General features: G+C 51.9%; 13 protein-coding genes and 3 tRNA genes. 7 read left to right on the forward strand and 9 right to left on the reverse strand.

Going from position 1 to position 13,194, the window contains the following annotated elements; genetic code table 11:
• Nucleotides 1-4: 4 nt before the first annotated feature.
• The gene (locus tag ACI2I2_RS11195; protein ID WP_330984393.1) at nt 5-253 is read right to left on the reverse strand and encodes a DUF2766 family protein; all 249 of its coding nucleotides are present in this window, start codon (nt 251-253) and stop codon (nt 5-7) included.
• Nucleotides 254-384: 131 nt separating this feature from the next.
• Between ACI2I2_RS11195 and ACI2I2_RS11200 the strand changes: the two genes are divergently transcribed.
• Complete coding sequence (locus tag ACI2I2_RS11200) at nt 385-1,806, forward strand: MFS transporter (protein ID WP_404657984.1); 1,422 nt, start codon at nt 385-387, stop codon at nt 1,804-1,806.
• 37 nt (nt 1,807-1,843) lie between these two features.
• Here ACI2I2_RS11200 and ACI2I2_RS11205 read toward each other — a convergent pair whose 3' ends face one another.
• Entirely contained in the window at nt 1,844-2,482 is a 639-nt protein-coding gene (locus ACI2I2_RS11205; RefSeq protein ID WP_330984395.1) for an RpiB/LacA/LacB family sugar-phosphate isomerase, read from the reverse strand.
• Between the two features lie 249 nt (nt 2,483-2,731).
• On the opposite strand from ACI2I2_RS11205, the gene ACI2I2_RS11210 reads away from it, so the two are divergent.
• The 5 genes from ACI2I2_RS11210 (at nt 2,732) to ACI2I2_RS11230 (ending at nt 7,986) form a co-directional block, all read left to right on the forward strand.
• On the forward strand, nt 2,732-4,903 hold the full coding sequence (locus ACI2I2_RS11210) for an HD domain-containing phosphohydrolase (RefSeq protein WP_404657985.1): 2,172 nt from the start codon (nt 2,732-2,734) through the stop codon (nt 4,901-4,903).
• Nucleotides 4,904-5,008: 105 nt separating this feature from the next.
• Complete coding sequence (yecR, locus tag ACI2I2_RS11215; RefSeq protein WP_404657986.1) at nt 5,009-5,347, forward strand: YecR family lipoprotein; 339 nt, start codon at nt 5,009-5,011, stop codon at nt 5,345-5,347.
• Nucleotides 5,348-5,538: 191 nt separating this feature from the next.
• Nucleotides 5,539-6,036 (forward strand): non-heme ferritin, encoded by a 498-nt coding sequence (gene ftnA, locus ACI2I2_RS11220; protein ID WP_330984398.1) that lies wholly within the window; start codon nt 5,539-5,541, stop codon nt 6,034-6,036.
• A 159-nt stretch (nt 6,037-6,195) separates the two neighbouring features.
• Nucleotides 6,196-7,407, forward strand: a complete 1,212-nt coding sequence (gene tyrP / locus ACI2I2_RS11225) for a tyrosine transporter TyrP (RefSeq protein ID WP_404657987.1) — start codon at nt 6,196-6,198, stop codon at nt 7,405-7,407.
• 219 nt (nt 7,408-7,626) lie between these two features.
• Nucleotides 7,627-7,986, forward strand: a complete 360-nt coding sequence (locus ACI2I2_RS11230) for a DUF4156 domain-containing protein (RefSeq protein WP_404657988.1) — start codon at nt 7,627-7,629, stop codon at nt 7,984-7,986.
• Nucleotides 7,987-8,142: 156 nt separating this feature from the next.
• Here the strand turns inward: ACI2I2_RS11230 and ACI2I2_RS11235 are convergent, their stop codons facing one another.
• The 7 genes from ACI2I2_RS11235 to uvrY all read right to left on the reverse strand — a co-directional run bounded on the left by ACI2I2_RS11235 (nt 8,143) and on the right by uvrY (nt 12,459).
• On the reverse strand, nt 8,143-8,808 hold the full coding sequence (locus ACI2I2_RS11235) for a YecA family protein (protein ID WP_404657989.1): 666 nt from the start codon (nt 8,806-8,808) through the stop codon (nt 8,143-8,145).
• 125 nt (nt 8,809-8,933) lie between these two features.
• Nucleotides 8,934-9,020, reverse strand: a tRNA-Leu gene (locus tag ACI2I2_RS11240).
• A gap of 13 nt (nt 9,021-9,033) precedes the next feature.
• Nucleotides 9,034-9,107, reverse strand: a tRNA-Cys gene (locus tag ACI2I2_RS11245).
• A 38-nt stretch (nt 9,108-9,145) separates the two neighbouring features.
• Nucleotides 9,146-9,221: transfer RNA gene (locus tag ACI2I2_RS11250), tRNA-Gly, on the reverse strand.
• A 148-nt stretch (nt 9,222-9,369) separates the two neighbouring features.
• Nucleotides 9,370-9,918, reverse strand: coding sequence for a CDP-diacylglycerol--glycerol-3-phosphate 3-phosphatidyltransferase (pgsA, locus tag ACI2I2_RS11255; protein WP_330984402.1), 549 nt, complete (start codon nt 9,916-9,918; stop codon nt 9,370-9,372).
• Nucleotides 9,919-9,973: 55 nt separating this feature from the next.
• Nucleotides 9,974-11,806, reverse strand: coding sequence for an excinuclease ABC subunit UvrC (gene uvrC / locus ACI2I2_RS11260; protein WP_404657990.1), 1,833 nt, complete (start codon nt 11,804-11,806; stop codon nt 9,974-9,976).
• Nucleotides 11,803-12,459 carry a UvrY/SirA/GacA family response regulator transcription factor gene (gene uvrY, locus ACI2I2_RS11265; protein ID WP_404657991.1) on the reverse strand — a complete coding sequence of 219 codons (657 nt, stop codon included), beginning with the start codon at nt 12,457-12,459 and terminating at the stop codon, nt 11,803-11,805. Before uvrY ends, uvrC begins: the two co-directional genes overlap by 4 nt.
• Before the next feature lie 457 nt (nt 12,460-12,916).
• On the opposite strand from uvrY, the gene ACI2I2_RS11270 reads away from it, so the two are divergent.
• Complete coding sequence (locus ACI2I2_RS11270) at nt 12,917-13,141, forward strand: DUF2594 family protein (RefSeq protein WP_330984405.1); 225 nt, start codon at nt 12,917-12,919, stop codon at nt 13,139-13,141.
• Nucleotides 13,142-13,194 lie beyond the last annotated feature (53 nt).

Here is a 13,194-nt window from a genome sequence, read left to right on the forward strand (position 1 = left end):
TTTATTAGTGCGTACCGCCTTCCTGCGGAGTGAACTTCAGTTCAATCAGCGCAATGGCTTTTTGTACTGCACGCATGGTCACCGGATCGGCACCCGCGGCGCTGAAATCGATAGCACGCAGTTGATTCGCCATTTTTTCACGGACTTCAACCGGGGCGATAACATCAATAACATCAAGAATTTGCTTAATAACGAGCTGGCAAGCGACAACGTCGGAGACCAGCTCATCGTTTTCAGTCAGATTTTGGGACATGATTTACTCCTGTTTTCCAGGCCGCAATAGTACCTGATTTAGGGCCATAAACAGAAAACAATCCCGCGCTTTTCCCGTTATTATCAGGCGATGTGCGTTCTGTGAACGAATTGGGAAATGGCAGCCTTATCATGAGTGAAAACATCTCCGCAAAGGAGAGCCGTGGTCTTTCGCCCGCCGCGTTATTGGTGGCAGGTGCGTTTTTTATGGAGTTTCTGGACGGCACCGTCATTGCGACTGCATTGCCGGACATGGCAAAGAGCTTTGGTGTCGAAGCCGTCGCGCTCAACATTGGCATCAGCGCTTATCTCATCACCTTGGCGGTGCTTATCCCGGCCAGCGGCTGGATTGCCGATCGCTTTGGTGCGCGTAAAGTCTTCGCGCTGGCGTTAGCCATTTTTACGTTGGCTTCCGTTTTTTGCGGCTTAGCCACCAGCGTTAACAGCTTTGTCGCGATGCGTATTTTGCAAGGCGTTGGCGGCGCGTTGATGGTGCCGGTTGGGCGGCTAGCGGTACTGAGAACAACGCCTAAACATCAGCTGATTACCGCCATTGCGACGCTGACATGGCCCGCACTTGTCGCGCCGATTATCGGCCCGCCGTTGGGCGGATTCATTACCAGCTTTGCCAGTTGGCGCTGGATTTTCTTTATCAATCTGCCGCTGGGCATCCTGGCGATTGTTCTCGCGTTGCGCATTATTCCGGATATCCGTGATGACGAGCGTCGCCCCTTCGATATGCCCGGATTTATCGCCACCGCCGTCGCCATGGTCAGCCTGGTTTATGCCATGGAAGCCTTCGGCGCAGAACACGGTCGCGGTTGGTTGCCTTTCGCTTTACTTGCCGCGGGTGCCGCTACGTTTATCTTCGCCCTGCGTCATTTTAAACGTGTCGAGTGGCCGATGATCCGCCTGGATGCCCTTCAGGTGCCAACATTCCGGGTGACAATGTACGGTGGCTCGCTGTTCCGCGCCTCGATAAGTGCAGTGCCGTTCCTGCTGCCGCTGCTGTTTCAGGTCGGTTTCGGGATGGACCCGTTCCATGCCGGCTTACTGGTTTTGGCGGTCTTTGTCGGTAACCTGACCATCAAACCCGCCACCACTCCGCTGATTCGTCATTTCGGTTTTCGTAATTTACTGCTGATCAACGGCGCGTTAAACGTGCTGGCGCTGCTGGCCTGCGCTTTTCTCACACCGCAGACGCCACTGTGGGTCACGCTGTTGATTCTGTATCTTGGCGGCGTGTTCCGCTCGATTCAGTTCACCGGAGTCAGCACGCTGGCCTTTGCCGACGTGCCTTCTGCGCAAATGAGTTACGCCAACACGCTGTTCAGTACCGCCACGCAGTTGGCCGTTGGGCTTGGCATCACGCTTGGCGCTATAGGCATTCGGCTTGGGGAAAAAGTCAGTATCTGGCTCGATATGACGACCCTGCCGGGCGTCAGTTTCCGCTTAGCTTTCGTGTTTATTGCGCTGATTTGCCTGGTCGGGATGGTTGATACGCTACAACTGACACGAGATGCCGGCAGCTCGGTGTCGAAAAAGAAAAGATAGTGTTCCGGCGGCAGAACGCCGCCGGAGACTCGACTGATTACGCAATCAGCTGACGAACAAAAGCTTCAATCTCTTTATCCTGGCAGTTTTCGAAGAAGCACTGCTGGAAACGCTGACCGGAAACGGCTGTTTTGACCAGTTCAGGATCGATCGCACGTAAGGTATCGAGATAGTTCTCTTTCACCACCGCCGCTTTCACCTGATTCAGAATGCCCGCGTTACGCACCTGCGGCTCTTTACGCTCTGGCGGATACCCTTCGCCATTACGCCCGGTGAAGGCTTTCTCAAAGATGAAACGCACATTCAGCTCTGCGCCCCAGCCAAAGCCTTTGGCAAACGGCAGTGAAAGCGCGTTGCCGTTATTGATTTGCGCGAACAGGAAAGCATCCGCCGGATCGATGCAATACCCGCACACCACGCCCGGATGAATGTTCAGTGACATCAGCGCGCCTTGTCCGGTGCCGCAGCCGGTGATCACAAAATCCACCGCTTTGGCATTCAGCAGAATGCTGGCCATGATCCCGAGATGGATATAGGTCAGGTGATGATCTTGCTCATCGCTCATGCCTACGTTGTAAACCGGATACCCTTTCTCATCCGCGACCGCTTTTAGCTCACGATGAATAATGGCGTTTTTCGCCGCCTGGCTGTTTTCCATCATCAGTGCAATTTTCATTCATGCCTCTCCTGAGATCTACGCGGAAAGCTCCGCAGTGAACAGATGTGTGACTGTCACCTTAGCGCTCATTAAACGCATTTTCAAACTTAATGAAATATTGTTTCATTAATCACCGATGAGTTCACAATTTTCACGGTTAACCAGGAAAATGCATGACTATTCACAAAATCAATAAATTACTACCCGCAACTGTCTCGCCTGGTTAGACTGAAAACAAACGATACTATAAAAATCAGGAACCTCCTTGTGCGCTCCTTGCTCCGATTGTCGCTCACGTTGATCTGGATGCTGTGCTCTGTTTACCCTTTGTCTCTACGGGCGGCTACGGCCAATGCCTCTCGTGCTGATCGAGCAGTGCCGGTCTGGCTTTTCGATGCTGACAATTTTGAATTTTGGCGTGACAAGCAAGGTCAGTATCAGGGGTATTACCAGTCCCTTATTCGGGAAATCAATAAACGCTACGGGTACCAGCTTGAACTGCAGCCAATCAATGGCGAGGAGATCGGCAAGCGCTTTAACGCTGATAGTTATGGCCTTTATGCAGGCGTGGTGCGCACGGAAGCACGTTCTCGCACTAAAACTCTTTCGGCACGTTTGTTTGATAACGAAGTGCTTGCCGCAAGCCTCAGCCGGACGGCATCGGTACCCGAAGATCTGAACGATACCCGCGTTATTTTCCGTCGCGACGACGCCACTCACCTTCAGGTTAATCAACGCTATCCCTGGCTCACATTCCGCAAGGTGATTCTGGTCGACAGCAGCACCGAAGCCTTTGCCCTGCTGCGTGAACGCAAAGCCGATTTCTATATTAATGACGATTCTGAAATGGACGACACGCTGCATTACTACACGATGTCGCGCCCTTTCGCCGATTTACGCCTGCCTTGTGTGATGGGTTTCAGCCCTGAACTGCGCTATATGCGCGATAACATCAATCAACTGATTACCGAATGGCAGCAAAATGGCCGACTCAAGGCGCTGGAAAACGAAAGTAAGCGCCATTATCTGGTCAGCAGAATCCAGATAACGCCCGAAGAAGCGGCGTGGATACGCGATAACCGGCTCACCGTCTGGCTGCCAAAGAGCGAAAATTTTGCTCCTTTGCTGTGGCAGGACGCTCAGGGTTATCACGGCAGCGTGCTGGATATGATCAATGACATGCGCGACCTGCTGCATGTCAACATCGATGTGAAATATACCGAGGATTACATCAGCCATTTGCGCCAGGAGAACTGGCCTGTTCGTCTGGTGAATATCGTTGAAAGCCGGGATGAGTCGCAGGATGAAGGGATTATTGGCCCGGCGCTTTCCTGGCATAATGCCTATTACAATCGCAGTGAACAGCCGTTTTTATGGGATGAAGAACAGGTTCGTTATAAGCGCGTGGGCATTATCAAAGGCTCGTTTTCGGCACTCTATCTGCATCAGCGTTTTGGTGATGATGTTTCGATTGTGCCCGCAAGTTCTGTCGAAGCCCTGGTGAGCGCCATCGAGCAGCGCAAAATTGATTTTATCCTCGGTGATTTAAGTTCACTGGAGGGGTCATTACGCGGCAATGATCTGTTCCGTGGGGTGCTAAAAGTCGCCGGGTTGACCCGTTCGGATTACCGTATTGTTTCCTGGGTGGACAACACTCATCCCCTCCATCCCTTGCTGACCCAAATCCACCGCATATCCAGCTTCCGCACGCAGATGGAACGCCAGCCTGAACGCTCGCTGTTGCCGGAATTCAGCAAAAATACCTTTAAAATTATCAGCGTGGTGTTGTTCATCACCGTCCTGTTTAGCCTGTGTCTTCTCTGGCTGATGTGGCGACACATGAAGCAGAGCCAGGCGGTGAACCGCAGCATTGTCGAAGCGATGGAAAAAGTGAACCGCGCCCACGACGATGAAACCGGCAGCCATATTCAGCGAGTGTCGGCTTATTGCGGGTTGCTGGCTCGCGAGATTGGCCTGCCGCGAAAAATGGTGCATGAAATCGAGCGTTTTGCCTCTCTGCATGATGTCGGGAAAATCGCCGTGCCGGAGCGGATTTTGCGCAAACAAGGACCGCTGGATGAGGATGAATTCAACGAAATGAAGCTTCATACCCTGAAAGGCTGGCGCATTATTCAGGGGCTCAGCCTGGGGCCGGTGGCGGAAAACATCATTCATTATCACCATGAGAAGTGGGACGGCAGCGGCTATCCGGAAGGCCTGTGCGGGGCACAAATTCCGATTGAAGCACGCATTCTGGCCCTCGCGGATGTGTACGATGCTTTGCGCCAAAAACGGGTGTATAAGCCCAGCTACACCCACGAGCACGCCTGTTCGCTGATTTTCGCCGGGGCCGGAAAACATTTCGATCCGGAACTGATTCATCGCTTCAGACAACTGCACCCCAAATTCCAGGCCATCTATGACAACCGGGCTGACTAAACGGACGGTGGCGAAAACTAAAGCGGGATCTGTGGGTTATTCAGCGCATTGCTGGTTTGCAGAGCCGATAAGATAACGCGATCGGACATTTACGCAGAGTGAGCTATGAAGAAACTCCTCCCTGTCGCTGCGGCGATAGTGCTTTCCGCCTGTACGGTTCATCGTCAGGCTAACGTCACCGACGTGGACGCCACCAGCGGCATCGTGCGTCTTACCTATGGCCAGGCGATGTTGCAGTCGGCGACCACCGACAACTATGTGGCGAACGGCAACGCGACCAAACAGTGCCAGCAAATGGGCTATGCCACAGCGGTGCCATTTGGCCAACCGGTGACAACCTGTACCGTAACCAGTGGCTCACTCTGCATGAACTCCAGCGTGACGCTGCAATATCAATGCCGCGGTATTGCCGTTTCCCCTACCCCAAACGCAAATTATTGGTAATGCTTTTTATTCCGCCGGAATTATCCGGCGGTAAAAATAATTATTCTCATTCTATTATTTAATAGCCGCAATGCGTGTTATTCCCATTTGCATTTAACAATAAATATTTTTTATTTTACCTTTTGCAAATGGTTTAATTACATCTTAGACTTTCCGCATCCTCACCTGAGCTTAATATCACGGAGCAAACCATGCTGAAAACGGAAATGATCGACAAACTGAATGAGCAAATGAATCTGGAACTGTACTCCTCTCTGCTCTATCAGCAGATGAGCGCCTGGTGCAGTTACCACAGCTTTGAAGGGGCCGCCGCGTTTCTACGTCGCCACGCTCAGGAAGAGATGACTCACATGCAGCGCCTGTTCGATTATCTGACCGATACAGGAAGCCTGCCGCGCATTAATACCATTGAATCACCGTTCGCCGAATATAACTCACTGGATGAACTGTTCCGTTCCACTTACGAACATGAACAGCTGATCACCCAGAAAATAAATGAACTGGCTCACGCAGCCATGACTAATCAGGATTATCCAACCTTTAATTTCCTGCAATGGTATGTGGCTGAACAGCACGAAGAAGAGAAACTGTTTAAATCCGTTATCGATAAACTGTCTCTGGTCGGTAAAAGCGGTGAAGGCCTGTACTTTGTTGATAAAGAACTGGCCACGCTCGACGCACAGAATTAATCCCTCAAATGGCAGCGGCTCTCGCTGCCATTCTCTCCCGCCTTGCAGTCCGTAAACATCACGTTACACCCACTGTAATTCAGATTTGACGAGCTGACGCTTTTCCCCTACCCTGCGCGGCATATTTTGCCGTATGAATCCTGAATAACAGAGGAAAGCGTGAAGAACCGCACCGTAGGGAGTATTTTAATCGTCGCTGGCACCACTATCGGCGCAGGGATGCTGGCGATGCCGCTGGCGTCTGCGGGTGTGGGCTTTGGCATCACACTGGTGTTACTGCTGAGCTTGTGGGCGCTGATGTGCTACACCGCTTTACTGCTGCTGGAAGTGTATCAACACGTCCCTGCCGATACCGGTCTGGGATCATTGGCGCTGCGTTATCTTGGCCGCTACGGCCAATGGGTGACAGGATTTAGCATGCTGTTCTTGATGTATGCCCTGACAGCGGCTTATATCAGTGGCGCGGGAGAACTTCTCGCATCCAGTCTGGGTGACTGGTTTAACCTCGCCCTGCCGCCTTCTGCGGGCACATTGCTGTTTACCCTTGTTGGTGGTGGCGTGATTTGTGTTGGCACCGCGCTGGTCGATCTCTTTAACCGCTTCCTGTTCAGCGCCAAAATCATCTTTTTGGTTATCATGCTGGCGCTGCTGATGCCGCATATTCACCAGATGAACCTGCTGACGCTCCCGCTGCAGCAAGGCCTGGCGCTATCTGCCATCCCGGTTATCTTCACGTCGTTTGGTTTTCATGGCAGTGTGCCGAGCATTGTCAGCTACATGCAGGGTGATGTGCGTAAACTGCGCCGCATCTTCATTATCGGCAGCTTCATTCCGCTGGTAGCCTATATTTTCTGGCAGCTGGCGACGCTTGGCAGCATTGAATCCCCGGTATTTAGCGCGCTGCTGGCTAACCACGCGGGGCTGAACGGATTGCTGCAAGCCATTCGCGAAGTGGTCGCTTCGCCGCATGTAGAGCTGGCTGTACATCTGTTTGCCGACCTGGCGCTGGCGACCTCGTTCCTCGGCGTTGCACTGGGTCTGTTTGACTATCTGGCGGATCTGTTTCAACGCAAAAACACCACCGGCGGACGTCTGCAAACCGGTGTGATCACCTTCGTGCCACCGTTAGCTTTTGCGCTGTTTTATCCAAAAGGCTTTGTCATGGCGCTGGGCTACGCCGGTGTGGCGCTTGCAGTGCTGGCGCTGATCATCCCTTCACTGCTGACAATGAAGAGCCGTCAGCAGCATCCGGATGCGCCATACCGTGTCGCTGGAGGCATGCCCGCTTTGTGGCTGGTATTCGCTTGCGGCATCGCAGTGATTTTGGTTCAGGCTCTGATCGCGATGGGTCTGCTGCCTTCAGTGGGCTAAACCCTATAAGGGTAATCTGGTGTAACTGCACTGGATTACCCTCTAAAAACTAACAAACACATCACAATCAACCATTGATTTAGTGAATGTTTTCAACATACCTAAACGAAACCCGAATCACCCCCTCATTCGCCGCCGCGCATTAAGACTTTTCCTGTACAGCCTATTTTTATCTGACGTAATCTTGCGCTGATTTTTCCACCAGACAAAAAGTTATATATGAAAAAGCTCTCTCTTATTTTAGTAATGATGACGCTCGCCGGTTGCAGCGCGACCAGCGTAAATACCAATGCCAACCATGTTCGTGTGACCAACAATGAACCGGGCAAAGAGTGTAAATTCCTGGGTGATATTACGGGTAGCCAGGGGAATTTCTTCACCGGCGGCTGGACGTCGAACAGCAATCTGGAAACGGGCGCTCGCAATGACCTGAAAAACCAGGCGGCCAATATGGGCGGAAATGTGGTATCCATTATCACTCAGCGCGCGGGGCAAACAGGCAGCGCCTATAATGGTTCCGGCAGCGTTGAGCAGACCAACGTCACGCTCACCGGCAATGTCTATCGTTGCCCGGAATAAGAAAAAAGGCCCGTTAAGGGTAACACCGTTAGTTTAAGACCGAGATATCCGGGGCGACCACCGGGTTTGGCGTCCCTCTGGGAACCAAATCCTGGTGTTTCCCCTAATTCATTGGCTTAAGTGAACGGCGTTACCGTTAAGGGCCTTTTTCACAGGTTATTTCATGCAGCAGTTTTTATATTTTTTGCCGCTACCACATGGGCAAGGATCGTTGCGACCCGTTTTATTTTCATTCTTCACTGGCTGCTTCACGGGCGCTGACTGAGGGTTCTCCAGCCAATAATGGCACAACGCTAAAGCAGCCGGTTTAATGGCATCCACGCTTGCCACATATTCTTCAGCAGAGAGCGTATCGAGACGTTCGAAATTCTCTTCTTTACCGTGCAGCGCGATGGTATCGAAATGCGGCTGTAATTCAGCAGGCAGCGCAGACCAATCGCTTAAACTCACCCCACGCAGATAGCCAAAACACCACTCTTCAACAATGGTGATTTCCTGACCTTCTTCATCACGTGTGCCAAACAGTGGCTCATACTGGTCCGGATAATCGCCTAAACGTTCGGCGACATCATCCATATGCTGCAGAGTCAGATTCACAAATCGATCGCGCTCACGATCGTTAGCCCAGCGCGGCACATAATCCGCCCCGCCCCACACCGCCAGCATCCACTCTGCGGGTTCAATCTCCACAGGAGCAGACAGAATAGCCGTCAGCATGCCGTCGAGCTCAGAGACGTCCATTACCGCATGTTCATTGCCATAACGGGCCAGAACATCGTCCAGCCATTCAAGTTCGCTTTCGTTTAGCGGTCCGGTTTTCATTACTGAGCTCTCACTGGGAAACGTTTAAGAAGGAAGATAAAACATCAGAATCGCAAATACAAAAAAACCACCCGAAGGTGGTTTCACGACACTGCTTATCATTGATTTTATTCTTGTCTTTCCCATGGTAGCCGGAGTGGGACTTGAACCCACACAGCGCGAACGCCGAGGGATTTTAAATCCCTTGTGTCTACCGATTCCACCATCCGGCCTCGGGAAATAAAGTGGAGGCGCGTTCCGGAGTCGAACCGGACTAGACGGATTTGCAATCCGCTACATAACCGCTTTGCTAACGCGCCGATATTGCTAACACCCGCAATTGCCGATGTTTTTAAACTGGAGCGGGAAACGAGACTCGAACTCGCGACCCCGACCTTGGCAAGGTCGTGCTCTACCAACTGAGCTATTCCCGCAGAATCAGATGAAGTTAATCATTTGATTTTGTTACCGTCTGGCAAGCTGTGCTGCCGTTCGATGCGTTGCATTCTACTGACATGACGCAATGAGTCAACGATATTTTTCAACGCACCGGATCGTTTGCTGAAATTTACGTCGAAACGATCACTGATCAAGCAAATCCCCACGCGCGGCATTCAGATACTGGAACATCGACCACAGAGTCAGTACCGCAGCGACCATAAACAGGCCAATCCCCGCCCACTCTACCCACTCGTTCGGACGCCACAACATCCACACTAACGCAGCCATTTGAGCCGTCGTTTTCACTTTGCCAATCCACGATACCGCCACGTTGCTACGCTTACCCAATTCCGCCATCCATTCGCGCAGCGCAGAAATGATGATTTCACGGGCAATCATGGTCGCGGCGGGCAATGTGACCCACCATGCGTGGTAGTGCTCCGCCACCAGCACCATCGCAATGGCGACCATCACCTTGTCCGCCACTGGATCAAGAAACGCGCCAAAACGGGTACTCTGATTCCAGCGACGAGCCAGGTAGCCGTCAAACCAGTCGGTGATAGCGGCAACGAAGAAAATCAGTGCGCACAGGAAAGGAGCCCAGGTGAAAGGCAGATAGAACGCCAACACAAAAAATGGGATCAGCACAACGCGGAACAGGGTGAGCAACGTAGGGATATTAAATTGCATGGCGACGGTAACTATCTGTTGTCAGTAAAATTAGCCCTATGTTGCTACAGAGCCCCTAATGTTTCAACGAGTAGAAGATCTTTTCTGCCAGACCGTGCGAAATGCCCGGTACTTTGGCAATATCTTCGACGCTCGCATTTTGTAAACCTTGCAGCCCGCCCATATATTTCAACAACATCTGGCGGCGCTTCGGCCCCACGCCTTCAATTGTCTCAAGCGAACTGGTGCTTTTCACTTTCGCCCGTTTTTTACGGTGTCCGCTGATAGCATGATCGTGCGACTCATCCCGAATATGCTGGATAACATGCAGCGCCGGGGAGTCCGACGGCAAATTGAAGCCCTCACCTTCCGGTTCGAAAAACAGCGTTTCCAGCCCCGCTTTACGGTCGCTGCCCTTCGCCACGCCTAATAACAGCGGATGATGCTTGTCCCAGGTCACGTCCAGCTCAGCGAAAACCTGCTTCGCCTGCCCCAACTGACCTTTGCCGCCATCAATCAGGATCACGTCGGGAATTTTGCTTTCTTCAATGGCTTTACCATAACGACGACGCAACACCTGATTCATCGCCGCGTAATCATCACCCGGCGTTATCCCGGTGATGTTATAGCGCCGGTATTCCGCCCGCAGCGGGCCATTGCTGTCAAAGACCACGCAGGAGGCGACCGTTTGTTCGCCCATCGTATGGCTGATATCAAAACATTCCATGCGCTTCACTTCAGGCAATTTCAGGGTTGTTGCCAACGCCTGCAAACGTTGCGTGATGGTGGATTGCTGGGCAAGTTTGGTCACCAGCGCCGTAGCGGCATTCGTGCGAGCCAATTTAAGATAACGGGCGCGGTCGCCACGCGGTTTGGTTTGAATATGGATGCGTCTACCAGCAAGTTCCGTCAGGGAGTCCGCCAGCAGCGTTTTATCGCCTAAATTGAAGTCGAGCAGGATCTCACCTGGCAGTGTACGCGCCTGGCTACCCTGTAAATAGAATTGCCCCACGAAAGTTTCCACCACTTCCTCGGGCTCTGTACCGCCCGGGACTTTCGGGAAGTAGCTGCGGCTGCCCAGCACTTTGCCCTGACGGATAAACAGCACGTGGACACAGGCCATTCCGCCATTAAAGGCCACGCCGATGACGTCGAGATCATCACCTTCATTCGAGACGAATTGTTTCTCGGTCACACGACGAACCGCCTGGATCTGGTCACGAATTCGCGCCGCTTCTTCGAACGCTAATGCCTGGCTGGCCTTTTCCATACGGGCCACCAGTTGATTCACCACCTGCTCATCTTTCCCCGCAAGGAATAAACGCACGTAGTCGACCTGCTGCGCATACTCTTCTTCGCTCACCAATCCGGCGACACACGGCCCCAGGCAGCGGCCAATCTGATATTGCAGGCAAGGACGCGAGCGGTTGCGATAGACGCTGTTCTCGCATTGGCGAATGGGGAAGATTTTTTGCAGCAGCGCGAGCGTTTCCCGTACGGCGTAGCCATTCGGGAAGGGACCAAAATATTCGCCTTTGGCGTGTTTGGCACCCCGGTGCATCGCCAGCCGTGGGTGAGTATCGCTGCTCAGGAATATAAACGGATAGGATTTATCGTCACGCAGCAACACGTTATAGCGCGGCTGATACAGTTTGATGTAGTTATGTTCAAGCAGCAGCGCTTCGGTTTCGGTGTGGGTGACGGTGACGTCTATCTGGGCAATCTGCGCCACCAGCGCTTCCGTTTTGCGCGAGGCAAGGTTGCTGCGGAAGTAACTGGACAGGCGTTTTTTCAGATCTTTGGCTTTACCCACATAAATAACCGTGCCGCCGGCATCGTACATACGATAGACGCCAGGCTGACTGGTCACGGTTTTCAGAAAGGCTTTTGAATCAAAAACATCACTCACTGACTTGCTAACGACTCCGCATTGCACAGGCCATGGCGAATTGCCAGGTGCGTCAGTTCAACATCGCCATGAATGTTTAATTTGCTAAACATACGATAGCGATAACTGTTCACCGTTTTCGGACTGAGATTCAGCTGTTCTGAGATCTCATTGACCTTCTGGCCTTTGGTGATCATCAGCATAATCTGCAATTCACGTTCAGACAAACTGGCGAACGGTGATTCTGTTTTTTCAGGCTCAATTTGGCTCAGCGCCATTTGCTGAGCAATGTCAGACGCGATGTAACGCTGACCCGCAAACACAGAACGAATGGCATTCACCATTTCTTGTGGTGCGGCACCTTTGCTCAGATAGCCCGCGGCTCCCGCCTGCATGACTTTCGCCGGGAGCGGGTTCTCCGTATGAATGGTTAGCATGATGACTCGGGTATCGGCCGTGGAGCGTGCGATTTTACGCGTCGCTTCAAGTCCACCGATGCCGGGCATGTTCATATCCATCAACACCACATCAACCGGGTTGCTACGGCACCACTTCACCGCATCTTCACCACAGTTAACTTCACCGACAACTTTAATACCCTTAATATCTTCCAGAATGCGTCGTATCCCTGCGCGCACTAGTTCGTGGTCATCAACAAGAAGGACGTTGATCAAAGGAATAATCTCCAGAATAGGGATAACGCTACTGTTTCTAAATTCGTCACCATATTAACGGGTTTTATCCTACGGGGGAAAGCCTAAAAATGTTCCATTTAAGATTTTACTCGGGTTTCTGGAAATTAGACTGTACAAAAGCTGGAAACAACCACAAAACAGTGAGATACGACAATCGGTTTTTTAAACACTTTTATTCGAAAATTTCCGGATAACGCGACATTTTGCGTAGATGATAAATACGATGGGAAATATGTAACAATAATTAACCAAGAAGGAACCTGATGACTACAAATAAGCCCACTGCCGCTGCGTAAACATCAGAATATTGTGTGTAAGCACCTCCGCCCAGAGAACAAAAATCAAGCACTCCCGCTTTGCGCAAAGCCTGTGGTATACTGCGCGCCCTTTATCGTTACACCCCGCGTAAACGCGTAGAAATCCAACGAGGAAATAGATGAGCACTCCTGATTTTTCCACTGCTGAAAATAATCAACAACTGTCCCAGGAAGTCTCCTGCATGAAAGCGCTGCTGACGCTGATGCTGCAGGCGATGGGCCAGGCTGACGCCGGGCGCGTGATTATTAAGATGGAGAAGCAAATCGCGCAGATGGAAGATGAAGCTCAGGCGGCCGTATTTTCCAGCACCGTTAAGCAGATTAAACAAGCTTACCGTCAGTAAAGGTGCACCGGCTGCTCAGGGCAGCCGGTTTTGCGTCTGGCACGCAGAACGTC

This window comes from Scandinavium sp. NPDC088450, from assembly GCF_044900545.1.
GTDB lineage: Bacteria > Pseudomonadota > Gammaproteobacteria > Enterobacterales > Enterobacteriaceae > Scandinavium.